The organism is Streptomyces sp. NPDC040610 (genome assembly GCF_055594065.1).
Window position 1 is genome coordinate 272,171 of the sequence record NZ_JBVIXA010000002.1, and the last position, 17,806, is coordinate 289,976.

Genomic DNA, 17,806 nt, shown 5'->3' on the forward strand with positions numbered 1-17,806 from the left:
CCAAAGTCGCGACCGCCCGGTCGGCGGCCCGACTTCCGGCCCGGTTTCCGGCACGGCTTCCGGCACGAGGGGGCGCGGCCCGTCCGGGCGAGCCCTCCGCTCACGCCGCCCGGACCGACAGCGCGTGGTGGAAGACGTCGCGCGGATCCCACCGCGCCTTCACCGCGCCCAGGCGGGCCTGGTTGGCCTTGAAGTAGAGGGTCTGCCAGGGCGTGCCCGAGGTGTTCCAGCGCGGGTCGGCGAGGTCGGTGTCGGGGTAGTTGATGAAGGCGCCGTCGGCGTGCTCGCCGGGGACGGGGACGCCGCCGGTGTCGGCGAAGAGGTCCCGGTAGCAGGCGCGGATCCAGGCCAGGTACGCGGACGCCCGCTGCGGGTCGGCCCAGGAGGCGAGGCAGGAGAGCTTGAGGGCGGAGTCGCGGTGGGGCATGGCCGTCGCGGAGGGGGACGGGGTGTTGACGGCGCCGCCGTAGGTGTTGAGGACGACGCTGCCCCCGACCACGTCGGTGTCGGCGCGGGTGAGGTGGCGGTGCAGCACGGCCACCTGGCGGTCGGTGAGACGGCGGCGCAGGAACGCCGACTTGATCTTGATGTGCCAGTCGCCCGCGGCCTCGCCCGAGCCGCGCAGCGCGGCGGTGAGCCAGGGCAGCCGCTGGACGTTCAGCTTGGCGGGCCGACGGGTGCCCGCGCTCACCGCGTCGAGGAAGCCGTCGAGGAGCCGCCGGTCCGCGCCGGGCTCGGCGGTGACCTGGCCGAGCATCCGGTGCGCCCCGGCCGCCCTGCGGTTCAGCGCGAACTCGGCGTACAGCGCGGCCTGCGGGTCGTCTGCGCCCCGGTGGCGCTCGGCCCACTCGCCGTGATTGCGCACCAGGCGGGCGAAGTGCTCCTCGTCCATGCCGTCCCAGCTCCAGTCCGCCGTGAAGGTGAGGGCGGTCCGGGTGGGGGCGGGCAGCATGTACGCGGGGTCGGTGTCGCGGGTGGCGTCCGGCGAGCGGAACCACATGCGGGTGACGACCCCGAAGTTCCCGCCACCGCCACCGGCGTGGGCCCACCACAGCTCGCGGTGCGGGTCGTCCTGCTCCCGGCTCGCCACCACCGCGCGGGCCTCGCCGTGCCGGTCCACGACGACGACCTCCACGGCGTACAGGTAGTCGCTGACGAGGCCGAAGAGGCGGCACAGCGGCCCGTACCCGCCGCCAGGGCCATGCCCGCCCACGCCCACCTCGGGGTGGTATCCGGCGGGCAGCGTCACACCCCAGCCGAGGTACAGCTTCCGGTACACCTCCCCGAGCGTCGCCCCGGCCTCCACGACGAAGGCGCGGCGTACGGCGTCGAACGACACCTCCCGCATGGGCGACATGTCGATGACGGACTGCACCTGGGGGTGGTCGACGAAGTCCTCGAAGCAGTGCCCGCCGCCGCGCACGGCGAGCCGGGCGCCCGCCCGCACCGACTCCTGTACGGCGCCCACCACTTGGGCCGTCGAGCCGACCAGGTAGACCTGCTCGGGCCGGCCTCGGAAGCGGTTGCTCGCGCCTCGGGTGGTGAGATGGGCGTATCGCGGGTCCGTGCGGGTGACGCGGACGGGACCGTCCGGCAGCCGGTCCGCCTTCCCCGTGCCGCTCCCGGCGATGCCGACGGCGGCGGGGCCAGCGGCCTCGGCCGCCGGTGACGTCGCCCTGGCGGACGCCGGGTTCAGCACCGGGCTCAGCGCCGGGTCGAGCGCCACCCCCGCGCCCGTGACCGTCGCGGCCCGCGGAACGGTGCGTCGAGCGTGCTCGTCCTTGGAACCCATCACTGCCCCTTCGGTAGTCGGCCATGCGCACGCGCCGCGCGCCCATGCCCTGCGTCCGTGCCGCAATTCCCTGTCGTACGGCGGCACTTATGAAGGTAGGCAGGAGCGGCGGCGGTGGCAGGCGCGCTACCAACCACGTCGGGGGTGCACTCAGCACCACCCCCCACGGAGGTGGTGCCGCGCCAACGGCCCGGGGAGGTGGTGCCCTGCGCAGGGCTCACCGGGCCGCCGGGTCACATGCCGCTCGGCCGGATCATCTCCCGTCCCGCCATGACCCCGCCGTCCACGGACACGGAGGCGCCGGTCATGTACGAGAAGTCGTCGGTCGCCAGGGAGACCACGGCGCGGGCGATCTCCGTGGGCTCCGCCATGCGTTCGAGGCCGTCGACGTTGAGGGGCCCGAACGCCTTCTTGTACGCGGCCCAGTCGGCGTCGGGGATGCCCGGCGGGCGGACGAAGGGGGTGTCGGTGGTGCCGGGCAGGACGGCGTTGACGCGGATGCCCCGGGGGCCGTACGCGAGCGCGGCGGACTTCACGATGCCCTGGACGGCGCGTTTGCTCGCGGTGTACGCGGCGCCGTTCGGCCGGGCGCACTCGGCCGCCGAGGACGACGTGCAGAGGACGACGCCGCGCCCCGCCTTGAGCATGTGCGGGATCTCGTACTTCAGGGCGAGGAACACCCCGCGCGCATTGGTGGACTGGACGTCGTCCCACTCCTCGACGGTCAGTTCGTGCGGCAGTTTGGCGCTGCCGATTCCGGCGTTGTTGAAGGCGACGTCGATGCCGCCGTAGCGGTCGGCCATCGCGTCCACGAAGGCGCGCACCTGGTCGGCCTCGCGGACGTCGGCCCGCATGTAGGTGGCCTCGCCGCCCGCCTTGCGTATCTCCTGCTCGACGCGGCGCCCCGACGAGACGCGGCGGCCGCAGAATCCGACGTGTGCGCCTTCCGCGGCGAAGGCCTTCGCCGTCGCCTCGCCGATGCCCGAGGTGGCGCCGGTGATGAGGACGGAGCGGCCGTCGAAGCGCCGTTTCGCCCGGGGGCCCGGACGGGGTGTCGCCGCGCGGGCGGTGCCGTCGAGGGTCAGGGAGGCGAGCCCGAGGGCGGCGGCGCCGCCGAGCAGGGAGCGCCGGGTCGTGTCGTGTGCGTTCATGCGGCCCACGCTGTCAGCGCGGGCGGGCGGGACGCTTCCTGCGACGGGACCCCGCGGCGGCCACTGGGAGGAGCAGGCCGCGGGGGGCCTCCTCCTTCGGCAGGACCCCGGTGGCGCGACGGCGCTTATCGTTGTCCCGGTGAACCGATCTTGGGTGGAAGCGGCCTTCGACCGCGGGTACGCGCGGGTGCGCGTCCTGGTGGTCGCCGGTGCGCTGCTCGGCTATCTCCTTCTGGTCCAACGGCCCTCCCAGGCAGCCGACTGGGGGTTCGCGGCGGTCGGCGTCGCGCTGTGTCCGGCCGGGGTCCGTTGGGTGTTCGCCTCGGCGGTGGCCCGGTCGGGGCTGCTGGTCGCCGCGCACGCGTGGGGCGCGGAGCCGGTCGTGGCCTTCAAGGTGCTCGCCGCCCTCGGCGTCTTCGAGCTGTCGGTACGGCGCACGGGGCGACGGCCGGTCGTCGCGGCCGCCGTACTGGCCTGCGCCGTCGTCGTGAACCGTCTTGACGACCTCCCCGGCGAACTCCCTTCCGTTCTGTACAAGATGAGCGTCGTCGCCGGGGTCCCCCTGCTCCTCGGCGCGTACGTCCGGGCCACCCGGGACGCCGCCCGCCGCGCCCGCGACCACGCGGAGCAGGAGCAGGCACGCGCCGAGCAGCGCCTCCTGTCGGCCCGCACCGCCGAACGCACTGCCATCGCCCGCGAGTTGCACGATCTGGTGGCGCACCACGTCTCGTCCATGGTGGTACGGGTCGGGGTCGCCCGGCACGTCCTGCCCGCCGCGGGCACCGACGGCGCGCCCGACCCCCGTATCACCGCCGTCCTCGACGACCTGCACGCCGGCGGCACCGCCGCGATGGCCGACCTGCGCCGCCTGGTCGCGGTGTTGCGGGACCCCGACAGCGTCACCCCGGACGCCTCCCCGCTCCTGTCCCCCGGCGCACTCGCCACGGCCCTGGAGTCGGTCGTGGCCCAGAGCTCGCGCTCCGGCCTGGTGGTCGAGGCCGCGATGGACGACGGCGAACTCGCGCGGATCGACACGGCACGGGGGCTCGCGGTGCTGCGGCTCGCCCAGGAGGGGCTGGCGAACGTGACCCAGCACGCGGGTACCGGGGCGCGGGCGGGGCTGAGGGTGCGGGTGGGTGCGGACGGGGGTGTGCGGGTCGAGGTGGAGGATGACGGAGGGGGTGGTGATGACGGAGAGAGCGGCGGTCGCGGAGGGGGTGACGACCACGGTGGAAGAGGTGACGGTCACGGCGGCGGGGGTGGCTCGGGGCACCAGCCCCCTGCGCGGGCGGCCGGGCCGTCCGGGCACGGGCTTGTCGGCCTGCGTGAGCGGGTGCGGCTGCTGGGCGGGCGGTTGGCGGCCGGACCCGTCGGGCCGGGGTGGCGGCTCCAGGCGGAACTCCCGCTCCTGGAGGGGGATGTGACGGCCGAGGAGGCCCTGGACAGCGTGGCAGGGGTGCGGGCCGGGAGACCCTTGGAAGCCGCCGGGACGGAGCCGCGGCCGTGATACGACTCCTCATCGTCGACGACCAGCAGCTCGTCCGCATGGGCCTGCGCATGCTCTTCGAGCAGCCCGACGACATCGACCTCGTGGGCGAGGCGGCCAACGGCCAGGACGCCGTCCGCCTGGCCGAGCACCTCGCCCCCGACGTCGTCCTGATGGACCTGCGGATGCCGGGCGTGGACGGCATCACCGCCACCCGACGCATCACCGCGGCCCGTCCCGCCACCCGGGTCCTTGCCCTGACCACGTTCGACGACGACGATCACCTCTACCCGGCGCTCGCCGCCGGGGCCTGCGGCTTCCTGGTGAAGGACACCCCGCCGCCCCAACTCCTGGACGGCGTCCGCCGCGCGGCCCGCGGCGAGGCCCCCTTCAGCCAGGCCGCGCTGGACCGCATCGTCGCCCGCGCCCTGCACACCGGCACGGCCCCGCCCGCGCAGAGCGCCACGGCGCCACCCGCCGGTCTGACGCCCCGCGAGCGACAGGTCCTGAGCCTGCTCGGGCAGGGCCTGTCGAACAAGGAGATCGGCGACCGGCTGCACCTGGGGGTGACCACGGTCAAGACGCACGTGGCGAACCTGATGGCCAAGACGGGCTGCGACAACCGCATCCGGCTCGCGGTCCTCGCGGTCCAGTCCGGCGTCACCGCCTCCGGCTGAGCCGACACGCCCTCAACCCACCCCACTCAACGGGTCGATGGGTCAGGCGCGGCAGCGGAGCATCACCAGCGGCGGGTTGCCGAGGAGGTCCGCCCAGAACTCCGCGCCGAACTCGCGCAGGCCCGCGTCGGACACCTCAAGGGGGACCCGGGTCAACTCGCTGAATCCGGCGGCCCGCAGGCACTGTTCGTAGACCTCGCGGCGCGGGCAGACAAAGATCCGGACGGCGTCCCGGCGTCCCGCGCAACGGGGCGGGTCTCAGGTCAGGTTGCGGGCCCGTTCAAGGACCTCGGCCGGGGCCTTGGCCACGGAGCCGGTGTCGAACGGGGGCTGCGGGTCGTACTCCGTGTAGAGCTGGATCGCCTGTGCGGTGGTGTCGTCGCTGAGCAGGGCGGCCAGTCGGAGCGCCATGTCGATGCCCGAGGAGACCCCGGCGGAGGTGATGATCCGGTCGTGGCGGACGATCCGCTCGGGGGTGTAGTGGGCGCCGTACGACCGCAGTTCGTCGATCACGCCCCAGTGGCTGGTGACGGTCAGGCCGTCCAGGAGCCCGGCCGCCGCGAGCACCAGGGCTCCGGTGCAGACCGAGGTGGTGAAGCGGGTGCCCGCGTGCATGCGGCGGACCCAGTCGAGGAACTCGGGGTCGTCCGCCACCGTCCAGGCGCCTCCGCCGCCGGGGATCAGCAGGACGTCGCAGCGCTCCACCTCGGAGTACCGGGTCGGGACGTGCACCGGCAGGGAGCCGAGCACGTCCTGCACCAGACCGGGTTCGGGAGCCACGAAGCGCACGGTGGCGTCGGGCACGTGGGCCAGGATCTCGTACGGTCCGATCGCGTCGAGCGGCTCGAAACGGTCGAAGAGCGGGATCACTATGTCCATGCGCCGCATCCTAGCCCGGGAGTTGATCAGCGTCCGCGGGATCGGAGAGGTGCGGCCGGGGCCGGGGAGGCTCGGGTGCGGCCGGGGCAGGGCCCTGCCCCGGCGCCGCCCCGCCCCTCACTTCCGGCCCGCTCCCCCGGCCCGGACCGCGCCCGCGCTCGCCCCCACCACCAGGGCGATCGCCACGCACTGCAGCGCCGAGAGCGTCTGCCCGAGGACCAGGAATCCGGCCAGCGCGGCGACCGCGGGGGCCAGGCTCATCAGGACCGCGAAGGTGGCCGCGGGCAGCCTGCGCAGGGCGAGCAGCTCCAGCGTGTAGGGCACGCCGGACGACAGGAGCGCGACGGCCAGGCCGATGCCGAGGACCTTCGGTTCCAGCAGGGTGGTGCCCGCGGCGCCGATCCCCAGCGGCAGGCTCACCAGGGCGGCCACGGCCATCGCCAGGGCCAGCCCGTCCAGGCGCGGGAAGCGGGCCCCCGCCCGGGAGCTGAAGACGATGTACGCCGCCCACATGGCGCCCGCCCCGAGCGCGAACCCCGCGCCCGCCGGGCTGAGTTCGCCGAAGCTGCCCTGCCCGAGCAGGAACACGCCCGCGAACGCCATCCCTGCCCACACCAGGCTCGCCGCCCGCCGCACGGTGACGACGGACAGGAGCAGCGGGCCGAGCACCTCCAGCGTCACCGCCGGGCCCAGCGGAATACGGTCGATCGCCTGGTAGAAGAGGATGTTCATGCCGCCCAGGGCGAGCCCGAAGGCCCCGACGACACCCCAGTCCGCACGGCTGTGGCCGCGCAGCCGGGGACGGCAGACGACAAGGAGCAGGACGGCCGCGATCGTCACCCGCAGCGCCACCACGCCGAGCGCGCCCGCGCGCGGGAAGAGCAGGGCCGCCGCGGCGGAGCCGAACTGCACCGAGAGGACACCGGCGAGCACCAGGCCGATGCCGCCGAGGCTGCCGGCGCTGGCGGGGGCGGCCGCCTTGCGTATCCCGACGGCGGGTGCGGCCCGCCCTGCCGTGGGCGCCGCCCCCACGGAGCTTGTCGCCGTGGCGCTCGTACCCCCAGCCACCGTGCCCCCGGCCACCGGGGGACCCGCCATCCCGGCCCTTGCTCCCGCGGGCCCCGCCGCCCCGGCCCCTGTCACCGCGGAGCTTGCCGCCGCGGTCCCCACCTGAACCCTCGTGTTTGTCATGCCCCCACGCTAGAAAGCCGCACGCGTCCTGTGAAATGCCTTATGGACGGTGGTTATGCTTCCGAGGCATGACCATGGAACTGCGCCACCTGCGGGCCTTCCTCGCCATCGCCGAGGAGGGCACGATCACGCGCGCCGCGACCCGGCTGCACACGGGCCAGCCCGCGCTGTCGCGCACGCTGCGCCAGCTCGAAACGCATCTCGGGGTGCGCCTGGTCGACCGGTCCACACACCATCTGGAACTCACGGCCGCGGGCCGGGTGTTCCGCGACCAGGCCGCGGCCGCCCTGGCCGCCGTGGAGACGGCCTTCGATCCCCGTTCGCTGGCCGCCCTGCCGCTGCGCCTCGGGCACCCCTGGGCCGCGCTCGGCGATCTGACCCTGCCGCTGCTGCGCCGCTGGGACGAGGAGCACCCCGGTGTGCCGCTGGAGCTGCGCCGCGTCGACGACCGTACGGCGGGGCTCACCCAGGGCAAGGTCGACGTCGCGTTGCTGCGCGGCGAGCTGAGGGCTCCAGACCTGGTCACGGAGCTGCTGTTGCGGGAGGAACGCGTGGCGGTGGTGCCCGCCGACAGCGACCTCGCCGCATGCGACACGCTCACGCTGGCCGACCTCACGCCCTGGCCGATCGCCCTCAACACGGTGGCGGGCACGACCACGCTCGACCTGTGGTCCACCGCCACGCGCCCCGAGGTCGTGATCGAGGTCACCAACACCGACGAGTGGCTGACGGCCATCGCGGCGGGCCGGGCCGTGGGCATCTCCACCTCGGCGACCCCCCGCATGCACACCCACCCGGCGATCGCCTACCGCCCCCTCACCGACGCCCCACCGGTCCCCCTGGTCCTGGCCTGGCACCGCGGCGCCCCGGCGCACCCGGCGATCCCGGACCTGATCCGCCTGGCGCACGAGCTGGTGGGGGAACGCTGACGGTCAGCACGGCCGGACCGACGGAGGGCGGGCGGGTTGCCGTGCCGTAGGCGGCTTGTGCGCCCGCCGACCACGCGGGTCCGGCGCCGAGCAGCGGGCTCAGGGGCAGCGAACAGCGGGATCGGGGGCAGCGAGCAGCGGGAACGGGGCAGCGAACAGCAGGCTCGAAGTCAGCGAGCCTCGTGCCTCGGCAGCACATGGTCCAGGGCTCCTGTCGGCAGCTCCTTGCTCGAGTTGTGTTCGCGCACGATCCGCCAGCCCTTCGGCGTCCGGCGCCAGACCAGCGAGGTCGTGGTGCGAAGGTCGGTGATGACGTCCGGCATGGTGATACGCGCCACGAAAGCGAGGGTGGACGCGGCCAGACCGCCGCCGACGACGATGTGCGGTCCGTCGTCCACGGCATGGCGTGCGGCGAGCATCTCCTGGAAGACGGGCTCCCAGATCGCCCCGTACCCGACGGCTGTCGTCGCCACCCGCTGCTCGGGGTCGAAGTCGTCGTAGAGGCGGACGTCCGGAGAGCCGAAGTCGTAGAACTCGCCGAACGTGCGCCGGAAGTCGAACGGCGCGTCCCCTTCGTCGCGCTCCCATCCGAACACCCACCGGCTGTGCAGGTCCGCGATCAATTGTTCATCGTTCATCACGCGAAGCTAAGGCAGCGCGCGAGGTCCAGGGTGGGCCTGTCGCACCCAGGACGGAGGCTCCTGGACCGAGCGCTGCCTGGTGAGGGCCGCCGGTCCGGTCGAAGGTCGAGGCATGACAACTCCTGCAACGCATGCGACCACGGCCACCAGCTCCGGCCCCGCCTCCTGGTCCGGCAGCTCCCTCGCCGGACGGGTGGCTGTGATCACCGGCGCCACCAGCGGCATCGGAGCCGCCACCGCCCGCCGTCTGGCCCTCGGCGGCGCCCACGTCGCCCTCATGGGCCGCCGCGAGAACCGGCTCAAGGACCTCGCCGACGAACTGCGCACCGCGGGCCGCGGACAGGTCCTGCCGATCGCCGTGGACCTCACCGACCTCGAAGCCCTCGACCGTGCGGCGACCTCCGTCCGCTCCGCGCTCGGCCCCGTGGACCTCGTCGTGGCCAACGCGGGCACCATGCTCGGCGCCCCCTTCGAGTCCGCGGCCACCAGCGAGTGGGACAGGATGCTCGACGTCAACGTGCGCGGGCTGATCCACACGGGGCGGGCGTTCGTCGGCGATCTCATCACCGCCGCCGAGAACGGCCCCGCCGACCTCGTGCACATCGGCTCCGTCGCCGGCCACACGCTCTACCCCAACTGGTCCGTCTACGGCGCCACCAAAGCGGCCGTCGCCCAGCTCACCCGCAACCTCCGGGCCGAACTCGGCCCCCGCGACGTACGCGTGCACGCCATCGAACCCGCCGTCACCGCCACCGAACTCGGCAACGACATGAGCAACGAAGAGATGCGAGCCGCCCTCACGCGGATGCGCGACAGCCTGCGCCCCCTCGCGGCGGAGGACATCGCCGAAGCAGTGGCCTTCACCGTCGCCGCACCGGCCAATGTGAACATCGCCGACATGGCCGTCGTCTCCGTCCGCTACGGCTGACCTGGCACCATCCGCGGCGGGTGCCCCCGGACCCACAGGGGTGCCCGCCGCGGCATGAGCACATGCCCCGTCCTTCCTCTGGGCAACGCCGACACTCGGTGCTGAGATGCCGGAAACCCCCGTTGCCAACGTTGCAAGAGGGCCGGGCGCGGCCGTCGCGGCGAAGCCGTCCCCGCCTCTCCCCCGTCGCACAGCGCACAGCACGCCACCCACCAGCGAGCACGGACCACAACGGGACGGTAGCCATGACGCAGTTCGGGCGACGGCACTTCCCCCTGCGCTCCGGCGCGATCACCCTCGGCGCGACCGGCGGGGCGGGCGCCATGAACAGCGCCTTCGCACGAGCGGCCGCCCCGCCACGCGCCGGACTGTACGGCCCGAACGTCGCGCCCCTGGCGCCCACGGCCTTCCAGAAGCTTCCGCTGGGCAGCGTCACCGCGCGCGGTTGGCTGCGCGGTCAGCTGGACCTCCTGCTCGGCGGGCTGTTCGGCAGGTACGCGGAGGTCTCGCGCTTCCTCGCCTTCGACGATTCCGGCTGGGCCCACCCGGACAAGGAGGGGTGGGAGGAAGTGCCCTACTGGCTGCGGGGCTACGTCGATCTCGCCGCCCTCACCGGGGACCGCACCGCCCTCGCGGCGAGCCGCAGATGGATCGACGCGATCCTCGCGACGCAGGAGCCCGACGGGTTCTTCGGGCCCAGAAGGCTGCGCACCCAGCACCACGGCGGCCCGGACTTCTGGCCGTACCTGCCGCTTCTCCAAGCGCTGCGCTCACACCAGGAGTTCACCGGGGACGAGCGGATGGTGCCGTTCATGTCGCGCTTCCTGCGCTTCATGCACGCCCAGGGCCCCGCCGCCTACAACTCCGGCTGGGTGTCCAAGCGTTGGGGCGACGGCCTCGACGTCGCCTTCTGGCTCTACCACCGCACGGAGGAGCCCTTCCTCCTTGACCTCGCCGACAAGATGCACACCCACGGCGTCGACTGGTCGTCGGGCATCGCCGACTGGCACAACGTCAATGTGGCCCAGGGCTTCCGCGAGCCCGCCCAGTACGCGCTGCGCTCCGGGAAGGACACGCACACCCGGGCCGCGTACCGGAACTACGCCACCGCGATCGGAACGTACGGCCAGTTCCCCGGGGGCGGCTTCGCGCCTCGCCGTCAACGGCACGCGGCTGCGGGCCCCGGACGGACCGGCCTTCGCCGAGGTCGAGCGGACCTGGCGCAGCAGGGACCGGGTCACGCTGCGACTGCCGCAGCGCACCAGCGTACGCACGTGGAGGAGCGGAGCGGTCAGCGTCGACCACGGGCCCCTGACCTACTCCCTGCGCATCGGCGAAACCTACGAGCGGTACGCGGGGACGGCCGCCTTCCCGCACCTGGCGGTGCACGCCGCCACTCCTTGGAACTACGCGCTCGCACCCGACCCGGAGGAGGACCTCTCCTTCACGGCCGAGGCGGGTCCGCTGGCCGGCGACCCCTTCACGCACGCGGGCACTCCGGTACGGATACGCGGCCGCGCCCGTCGTCTGAAGGAGTGGGTCGCGGACGACGAACACGTGGTGGCCCCGCTCCAGGCCGGAACGGCCCGTGCCGTCACCCCGCGGGAGAACGTGACGCTCATCCCGATGCGCGCGGCCCGACTGCGCGTCACCGCGTTCCCCACCGCGACGCCCGGCGGCCGCCCCTGGACACCCGAGCCCGCCTACCACCGGATCGGGAACCAGCACAGCGGCAAGGCCCTCGGGGTGGACGGCATGTCGACAGCGAACAGCGCGCAGGTCGTGCAGTACGAGGACAACGGCACGGCGGACCATCTGTGGCGGCTGGTCCGCCGCCAGGTCACCCCTCCACGTACTGGCTGACGTACGCACCGCTGGGCGGTATGGGGGTGATGACGTCGACCAGGACCCCCGAGGGGTCGGCCACGATGAAGTGCCGCTGCCCGAAGTCCTCGCTGCGCAACCCGAGGGCGGGGGCGAGTCCTTCGCGTACGACGAGTCGCTCCCACTCCGCGTCGACGTCCTCGACTTCGAGGTTGAGCAGGAGGCCCTGGGCGGGGAGGCGGTAGGCCTCCGGGAGGGTCGGGTGGGTGTGGTCGAGGAGGGCTAGCTCGTACGGCGAGTCGCCCGGGCGGCGCAGGCTCACGTACCAGTCGGCCTCGAAGGTGGTCTCGAAGCCGAGGAGCCGGGTGTAGAAGTCCCGGGACTCCGCGAGGCGGGCGGTGCAGATCACGGGATAGAAGCCGGTCAGTTTCATGGTCGCCCCTCATTCACATACCGATGGTATGCGAATGACGGTAGTCACGTACTATCGGTACGTCAACCGTCAACCGAGTGGAGCGCGATGAGTCGGCAGGGCGTCCGGGCACAGCAACGGGAGCAGACGCGGCGGACGTTGCTGCGGGAGAGCAGGCAGCTGTTCGCCGCTCAGGGCTACGGCGCGGTGGGCCTCGCGCAGATCGTCGAGGCCGCGGGGGTGACCAAGGGCGCGCTGTACCACCACTTCGACAGCAAGGCCGACCTCTTCGGCGCCGTGCTGGAGGAGGTGCAGCGGGAGGTGGGGCGGCGCGTGGCCGCGGCGGCCGAGGCGCACGCCGACCGCTGGGATCAACTGACGGCGGGCTGCCGTGAGTTCCTCACCGTGACCGCCGAACCCGACATTCAGCGGATCATGCTCGTGGACGGGCCCGCCGTCCTGGGCTGGAGCGCCTGGCGCGCCCTGGACGAGGCGTCATCGGCCCAGCACCTCCACGACGCCCTGACCGCCCTCGTCGCCGAGGGAACCCTCCCTCCGCAGCCCGTGGAACCCCTCACCCACCTCCTGTCCGGCGCCATGAACGAGGCCGCCCTGTGGCTGGCCTCCCCCGCCGGCCCGACGGACCCGGCCGAGACCTGGACGGCCCTCGAACGACTGCTCCGGGCCCTGCGCCACACCGCCTGAGGCCGCGGGGCTTTCACACCGCGTCACCCGATTCCGGCCCGGTCGGGCCCTTGTGCCAGACGAAGACCTCCGTGTCCGGCCGGTGCTGCGAGAACCGGCCCGACGGGGAGGCCTCCTGGAGTACGCGGCGCAGGTCGGCCTCGAAGGCGGGGCGGTGCGGGCCGAACAGGTGGGGGGCCGAGAAGGACATCGAGTAGACCTCGGCCACCAGGTCGTCACGGTCGCGGGTCAGGGGTCCGCCGCCGGGGACGACGTGGTGGTCCGGGCCGGTGAATCCGGCGCGGGTGAACACCGTCGCCTCGTCGCCGGGTGTGCCCTGCGGCAGGGTTCCTCGGCCCGCTCGTCTGACCGGGCCGAGGTACTTCCTGACCAGGTCGTCGATCGCGGCGCGGGGTGGGGCCGGGTGGGGCAGGGCCTCGGCGGTGGGGGGCGCCGTCTTCACGTCCGAGATGTGCAGGAGTACGCCGCCGGGGCGGAGCATGTCCCGCACGGTCGCCGCCACCAGGTCGCGGTCCATCCAGTGGAACGACTGGGCGAAGCCGACGGCCGTGAACGTGCCGAGGCCCGCGGGCAGGTCCTCGGCGCGGGCCCGCACCCAACGCGTCTTTCCCGTCAGGCCAGCCCTCGCCGCCTCGCGCCCCGCCTCGGCGATCATTCCGCCGTCCGGGTCCACGCCCACGACCTCGCGGAACAGATCCGCCAAGGTCAGGGCGATCGTGCCCGGGCCGCATCCCACATCGAGGAGGCGCCCCCGCCCGTCGAGCCGCAGGGCATCCGCGAGGGCTTCCGCAAGGCCGGGTGCGTACGGGAGCCGCCCCCGCGCGTAGTGGGCGGCCGCTCCCGAGAACAAGGTCTCGTCCCATTCCCAGCCGTCGATCACACCCGCCCCTCTCCTCTTGCTGGCCCTTGGTGCCGCTTGCTGCCCCTTGCCGGCCCTTGGTTCCTCGCGGACCCTTCTGCCCGTTCAGGCCGGGCCGGGCCGAGCCTGGCCGCCCGATGATTCCATGACTGGGGTGATGTGGCGGGCATTTCCCCCGCGTAAGCAAGCACGCGGGGCCCTGGCACCCTCACTTCGGTGGCGCGAGGAAGCCGTCCACGACACGGCGGACCTTCGCGACGACCTCCGCGTCCCCCAGCCGCAAGGCCGTGTTGGCGGCCACGAGGACCGCGTCGATCTGGAAGGCCGTGAGGTCCGGGTCGAGTTCGGCGATCTCTTCCGCGTCCACGGCGTGGCGCAGTTCGTCGGCGAGGGCGGTGAGCCAGGTGCGGCGGTGGCGCAGCAGGGTGTCGCGGACCGCCCCCGGCCTGCTGTCGAAGTCGGGGACGCTCGCCGCCCAGAAACAGCCACCGGCGAACAGGGGTTCCTCGGCGTAGGCGATCCAGCGTTCCGTCAGCGCGCGCAGCCTGGCGGCGCCCGGCGGCTCGGTCCGCGCGGGGCCGACGACCGCTTCGGCGAAGGCTTCGCGCGCCGACTCCGCGACGGCGAGTTGCAGGTTCTCCTTGGTCCTGAAGAGCGTCTGGATGCCGCTCTTGCTCAGCTCCAGGTCGGCGGCCAGACGGCCGATGCTCAGGCCGCTCAGACCCTCCAGCGAGGCGACGTCGACGCCGTGGCGAGCGATCTTGTGCCGGGCACGGGCTCCCCGGGCGAGGCGTTGATCCCCGCTGCCCTCCCCCGCCACTTCCGGCCCGGCCAGCCCTCCGGGCCCGGACGCATCGGCCTGTGAACTCCGCCGTCCCGCACGCTCGTTCATCGATCCCCTTCCACTCGTCATCCACCCTTGCTCAAAGCATACGACCGATCGTACGTTTAGTTCGAGCCCTTGAGGAGGCACATCCACATGACCGTGAACCCGCACATGGCCCCGCACATCACCCCGCACGTGGACCCTCGCATGAAGGACGTCGGCGACGTCCGCACCGCCCACCTCTTCGACATGGTCGTCGACTTGAACCCCCGACTGTCCATCGGCGGCGGACCCTACGGCCGACGCGTCCTCTTCGGCGCCGCGGGCGGCACGTTCCACGGCCCGAGGCTGCACGGTGACGTCCTGCCCGGCGGCGGGGACTGGGCGCTGTTCGGCCCGGACGGAACGATGAACCTGGACGTGCGCCTCACGCTGCGCACCCACGACGGCGCCCTGCTGTACATGACGTACGGCGGCCGCTGGGTCACCCCGCCCGAGCTGCGCGACAGACTGGCCGACCCCGGCGAACGATCCACGATCGACCCCGACCACTACTACTTCCGCACCACCCCCCTCTTCGAAACCGGCGCCGAGCCCTACGCGTGGCTCAACGGCACGGTCTGCGTCGGATCGGGCTACCTCATCGAAGGGGGCATCGCCTACAAGGTCTCCCAGGTGCTGTGACGACTCGCCGTCATCCCGGCTACGGCTGGCGGGTGGCCGCGATCAGGAGGCGTGCGGCCTGGGCCGCCTGGGTCGCCGGGGCCGGGGTGCCGGTGATCGCTGCTGTCGCCATCGCGCCTTCCGCCAGGAGGAACACCTGGTCCGCCAGGCTGTCGGGGAGGTCCGCCCGGGACACCAGGTCCGCCACGTACTGCTTGAAGGCCTGCTTGTGCAGGCGGACTTGGCGGGCGACCGGCTCCGAGGTGGCGCCCAGCTCTCCGTAGGAGTTGATCCAGGCGCAGCCGTTGAAGTCGGGTTCGGCGAACCACTCCCCCAGCCAGTCGAAGATCGCCAGGATGCGCCGCTCGGGATTCTCGTGCCGCTCGACGTGTTCGGCGAGGTCGCGCCTCCAGCGCTCGTCGCGGCGCTCCAGGTAGGCCTCGACGAGACGTTCCTTGGCGGGGAAGAGCTGGTAGAGGCGCTTGAGGGAGAGGCCGGACTCGGTGCGGATCCGGTCCATGCCGACGGACTGGATGCCCCGCTGGTAGAAGAGCCGCTCGGCCGCGTCCAGCGCCCGCTCGGCAGCGGTGGCTGTGGTGTCCATCGGCCAACGCTACCGCGATGACCTGCCGAAGGACCGGCCGGTTTGCCTCGGAGGCAATGCCGCTACCCAGGAGAACGGGCGTTCTCTAGAGTGGCCGACGAGGCGGAGAACGAGCGTTCTCCAGCTGCGGTCAGTATGAGCGCACGGCACATGAAGGAGCAGACATGACGTCACGCCCTCCGTTCCCCCCGTTCGACGAGGAGACGGCACTGCTGAAGGTCCAGGCCGCCGAGGACGCCTGGAACACCCGCGACCCCGAGCGCGTCGCGCTCGCGTACACCGTGGACTCGGTCTGGCGGAACAGAGACCGCTTCCTCACCGGCCGGGACGAGATCACCGCGTTCCTGCGCGACAAGTGGTCCCGCGAGGGCGAGTACGCGCTGCGCAAGGAGCTGTGGGACTTCCACGGGCCCCGGATCGCGGTGCGCTTCCAGTACGAGTGCCAGGCGCTGGACGGCCAGTGGTGGCGCAGCTACGGCAACGAGCTGTGGGAGTTCACGGCGGAAGGGCTCATGGCCCGCCGCGAGGCCAGCATCAACGACGTGCCGATCAGCGAGGCGGAGCGGCGCATCTTCGGCCCGCGGCCGGAGAGCGAGCGGCGCACGCCGCTCCCCGTCCAGTAGCGAGTCGCAGGGCACGCGGGCGAGGCGGGACCGGTGCGGCACCGGTCCCGCCTCGCTCCGTCGTGCGCCGGACCCGTCCCGTCAGTCGGTGCGAAGCAGCAGCTTCGTGGCGCCGATCGCCTGCTCCACCGGCAGGAACTCCGGCGGGTTGGCGGGGTCCGTGCGCAGCACGGGGTAGCGCTCCAGGAGCGCGTTGATGGCGATGCGCGCCTCCAGGCGGGCCAGCGGCGCGCCGATGCAGAACTTCATGCCGCGGCCGAAGTCCAGGTGCGGGTTGGGGTCACGGTAGGGGTCGAACTCGTGGGGGCGCTCGAAGCGCCGCTCGTCGCGGTTGGCCGCGCCGAGCCACAGCGAGACGAGCGAGCCCTTGGGCACCTTGACCCCGGCGGCCTCCGTGTCGGCGGCGGCGATGCGGTACGAGCCCGCGATCGGGCTGAGGAACCGCAGGGTCTCCTCGGCCACGCCCGAGACCATCTCGGGGTTCTCGCGCAGCCGCGCGAAGTGCTCGGGGTGGGCGTCCAGGCACAGCAGCATGTTGCCGAGCAGCGCGCTGGTGGTGGTGTGCCCGATGATCAGCAGCTCGTTGGCGAAGTTCACGACGGCCGCGTCGCTCAGGCCCTCGCCGTCGACCTCCGCCTGGACGAGTTTGGTGAGCAGGTCCTCCCGCGGCTTCGAGCGGCGCTCGTCCACGTGCTGCTGGAGGTAGGCGAGGAACTCCGGTACGTGCCGCAGCGCGGCCGCCACGTCGGCGTCCTCCGCCGTCTCCTCGCCGCCCACCGAGATGTCACCGGCGGCGGCGATCATCTGGTCGACCCACTGCTTGAACAGGCCGCGGTCGCTCTGCGGCACGCCCAGCATCTCGGCGATGACCATGACGGGCATCGGGTAGGTGAGGGCGTCGACCAGCTCCAGCTGGTTGCCGGTGGCGCGCTCCTCCGCCTCGTCGAGGAGGCCCTTGGTGATCTCGACGATGCGCGGCTCCAGCTCGGCCACCATGCGCGGGGTGAACACGCCGCTGATGAGCCTGCGCAGCTTGGTGTGGCCCGGCGGGTCCGCCTGCAGGAGCGTGCCCTGGTTGAAGGCGTCGGCGGCCGCGGTGTCGCCCATCAGGGCGGCGCTCACGTTGGCCGAGTACTCCTTGGGGCTGCTGTAGACGCCGACGATCTCGTCGTAGCCGTAGATGTGGACCACGCCGTTTTCATCGATCTTGACGGGGTGCTCCGGGTTGCGTCCCCACATCCAGAAGTGCAGCGGGTTGAGTCCCCAGCGGTCGGCGAGTTCGGTCATGTTCGTTCGTTCCCTCTCTTCGGGCACTGCTCGGCTCTCGGGGGTTGTGCGCGGTGGGTGGTGTGCGGGGTGCGCTGCTGTACGCGACCGGCGGGGGCCGTCGTCACGCGCCCGCGGCCATGGCCTCGCGCAGGCTCTTGGGCCGCAGGTCCGTCCAGTTCTCCTCGATGTAGGCGAGGCAGGCGGCGCGGTCCGCCGTGCCGAAGACGACGCGCCAGCCCAGCGGGACCTCGGCGAACTGCGGCCACAGGGAGTGCTGTTCGTCGTCGTTGGCGAGGACGTAGAACGTGCCGTTCTCGTCGTCGAAGGGGTTGGTGCTCATGCTGGCT

Annotated in this window: 19 protein-coding genes and 1 pseudogene; 9 read left to right on the plus strand and 11 right to left on the minus strand. The window is 72.8% G+C overall.

Features of this window, described 5'->3' with window-relative positions:
• Nucleotides 1-100 precede the first annotated feature (100 nt).
• Nucleotides 101-1,792, minus strand: coding sequence for an FAD-binding oxidoreductase (locus ACZ6AA_RS08165; protein WP_471456906.1), 1,692 nt, complete (start codon nucleotides 1,790-1,792; stop codon nucleotides 101-103).
• 233 nt (nucleotides 1,793-2,025) lie between these two features.
• On the minus strand, nucleotides 2,026-2,943 hold the full coding sequence (locus tag ACZ6AA_RS08170) for an SDR family NAD(P)-dependent oxidoreductase (protein ID WP_468457626.1): 918 nt from the start codon (nucleotides 2,941-2,943) through the stop codon (nucleotides 2,026-2,028).
• 139 nt (nucleotides 2,944-3,082) lie between these two features.
• Between ACZ6AA_RS08170 and ACZ6AA_RS08175 the strand changes: the two genes are divergently transcribed.
• On the plus strand, nucleotides 3,083-4,450 hold the full coding sequence (locus ACZ6AA_RS08175; protein WP_471456908.1) for a sensor histidine kinase: 1,368 nt from the start codon (nucleotides 3,083-3,085) through the stop codon (nucleotides 4,448-4,450).
• The gene (locus ACZ6AA_RS08180) at nucleotides 4,447-5,106 is read left to right on the plus strand and encodes a response regulator (RefSeq protein ID WP_468457622.1); all 660 of its coding nucleotides are present in this window, start codon (nucleotides 4,447-4,449) and stop codon (nucleotides 5,104-5,106) included. The genes ACZ6AA_RS08175 and ACZ6AA_RS08180 overlap by 4 nt, the downstream gene beginning before the upstream one ends.
• A 258-nt stretch (nucleotides 5,107-5,364) precedes the next feature.
• On the opposite strand, the gene ACZ6AA_RS08185 is transcribed toward ACZ6AA_RS08180, so the two are convergent.
• Both ACZ6AA_RS08185 and ACZ6AA_RS08190 read right to left on the minus strand, forming a co-directional pair.
• Entirely contained in the window at nucleotides 5,365-5,985 is a 621-nt protein-coding gene (locus ACZ6AA_RS08185) for a DJ-1/PfpI family protein (RefSeq protein ID WP_468457618.1), read from the minus strand.
• A 117-nt stretch (nucleotides 5,986-6,102) separates the two neighbouring features.
• Nucleotides 6,103-7,083: an EamA family transporter gene (locus ACZ6AA_RS08190; protein WP_468482474.1), complete on the minus strand. Its 981-nt coding sequence runs from the start codon at nucleotides 7,081-7,083 to the stop codon at nucleotides 6,103-6,105.
• Between the two features lie 161 nt (nucleotides 7,084-7,244).
• Between ACZ6AA_RS08190 and ACZ6AA_RS08195 the strand changes: the two genes are divergently transcribed.
• On the plus strand, nucleotides 7,245-8,105 hold the full coding sequence (locus tag ACZ6AA_RS08195; protein WP_471456910.1) for a LysR family transcriptional regulator: 861 nt from the start codon (nucleotides 7,245-7,247) through the stop codon (nucleotides 8,103-8,105).
• Between the two features lie 170 nt (nucleotides 8,106-8,275).
• Here ACZ6AA_RS08195 and ACZ6AA_RS08200 read toward each other — a convergent pair whose 3' ends face one another.
• Nucleotides 8,276-8,743, minus strand: coding sequence for a nuclear transport factor 2 family protein (locus tag ACZ6AA_RS08200; protein ID WP_471456912.1), 468 nt, complete (start codon nucleotides 8,741-8,743; stop codon nucleotides 8,276-8,278).
• Nucleotides 8,744-8,858: 115 nt separating this feature from the next.
• Between ACZ6AA_RS08200 and ACZ6AA_RS08205 the strand changes: the two genes are divergently transcribed.
• The 3 genes and pseudogenes from ACZ6AA_RS08205 (at nucleotide 8,859) to ACZ6AA_RS08215 (ending at nucleotide 11,537) form a co-directional block, all read left to right on the plus strand.
• Nucleotides 8,859-9,674, plus strand: a complete 816-nt coding sequence (locus ACZ6AA_RS08205; protein ID WP_471456914.1) for an SDR family oxidoreductase — start codon at nucleotides 8,859-8,861, stop codon at nucleotides 9,672-9,674.
• A 245-nt stretch (nucleotides 9,675-9,919) separates the two neighbouring features.
• Nucleotides 9,920-11,324: pseudogene (locus ACZ6AA_RS08210) on the plus strand (beta-L-arabinofuranosidase domain-containing protein); the annotation flags it as partial.
• A complete protein-coding gene (locus ACZ6AA_RS08215) occupies nucleotides 11,301-11,537 on the plus strand; it encodes an RICIN domain-containing protein (protein ID WP_471457837.1) in 237 nt (78 codons plus the stop codon). The pseudogene ACZ6AA_RS08210 and the gene ACZ6AA_RS08215, both read left to right, overlap by 24 nt.
• On the opposite strand, the gene ACZ6AA_RS08220 is transcribed toward ACZ6AA_RS08215, so the two are convergent.
• Nucleotides 11,515-11,931: a VOC family protein gene (locus tag ACZ6AA_RS08220; protein ID WP_471456916.1), complete on the minus strand. Its 417-nt coding sequence runs from the start codon at nucleotides 11,929-11,931 to the stop codon at nucleotides 11,515-11,517. The genes ACZ6AA_RS08215 and ACZ6AA_RS08220 overlap by 23 nt on opposite strands.
• A gap of 87 nt (nucleotides 11,932-12,018) precedes the next feature.
• Between ACZ6AA_RS08220 and ACZ6AA_RS08225 the strand changes: the two genes are divergently transcribed.
• Nucleotides 12,019-12,615, plus strand: coding sequence for a TetR/AcrR family transcriptional regulator (locus ACZ6AA_RS08225; protein WP_468457606.1), 597 nt, complete (start codon nucleotides 12,019-12,021; stop codon nucleotides 12,613-12,615).
• A 13-nt stretch (nucleotides 12,616-12,628) separates the two neighbouring features.
• Here the strand turns inward: ACZ6AA_RS08225 and ACZ6AA_RS08230 are convergent, their stop codons facing one another.
• Nucleotides 12,629-13,495, minus strand: a complete 867-nt coding sequence (locus ACZ6AA_RS08230; RefSeq protein ID WP_468482479.1) for a class I SAM-dependent methyltransferase — start codon at nucleotides 13,493-13,495, stop codon at nucleotides 12,629-12,631.
• 187 nt (nucleotides 13,496-13,682) lie between these two features.
• Entirely contained in the window at nucleotides 13,683-14,366 is a 684-nt protein-coding gene (locus ACZ6AA_RS08235; protein ID WP_471456919.1) for a TetR family transcriptional regulator C-terminal domain-containing protein, read from the minus strand.
• Between the two features lie 87 nt (nucleotides 14,367-14,453).
• Here ACZ6AA_RS08235 and ACZ6AA_RS08240 point away from each other — a divergent pair, with 87 nt between their 5' ends.
• Nucleotides 14,454-14,984, plus strand: coding sequence for a DUF3237 domain-containing protein (locus ACZ6AA_RS08240; RefSeq protein WP_468457600.1), 531 nt, complete (start codon nucleotides 14,454-14,456; stop codon nucleotides 14,982-14,984).
• Nucleotides 14,985-15,003: 19 nt separating this feature from the next.
• Here ACZ6AA_RS08240 and ACZ6AA_RS08245 read toward each other — a convergent pair whose 3' ends face one another.
• Nucleotides 15,004-15,567 (minus strand): TetR/AcrR family transcriptional regulator, encoded by a 564-nt coding sequence (locus ACZ6AA_RS08245; protein ID WP_471456921.1) that lies wholly within the window; start codon nucleotides 15,565-15,567, stop codon nucleotides 15,004-15,006.
• A 164-nt stretch (nucleotides 15,568-15,731) separates the two neighbouring features.
• Between ACZ6AA_RS08245 and ACZ6AA_RS08250 the strand changes: the two genes are divergently transcribed.
• The gene (locus ACZ6AA_RS08250; protein ID WP_468457596.1) at nucleotides 15,732-16,190 is read left to right on the plus strand and encodes a nuclear transport factor 2 family protein; all 459 of its coding nucleotides are present in this window, start codon (nucleotides 15,732-15,734) and stop codon (nucleotides 16,188-16,190) included.
• 81 nt (nucleotides 16,191-16,271) lie between these two features.
• Here the strand turns inward: ACZ6AA_RS08250 and ACZ6AA_RS08255 are convergent, their stop codons facing one another.
• Together ACZ6AA_RS08255 and ACZ6AA_RS08260 are read right to left on the minus strand one after the other, a co-directional pair.
• Nucleotides 16,272-17,477 (minus strand): cytochrome P450, encoded by a 1,206-nt coding sequence (locus ACZ6AA_RS08255; protein WP_468457594.1) that lies wholly within the window; start codon nucleotides 17,475-17,477, stop codon nucleotides 16,272-16,274.
• A 103-nt stretch (nucleotides 17,478-17,580) separates the two neighbouring features.
• Entirely contained in the window at nucleotides 17,581-17,799 is a 219-nt protein-coding gene (locus ACZ6AA_RS08260; protein ID WP_468483125.1) for an MbtH family protein, read from the minus strand.
• Nucleotides 17,800-17,806 lie beyond the last annotated feature (7 nt).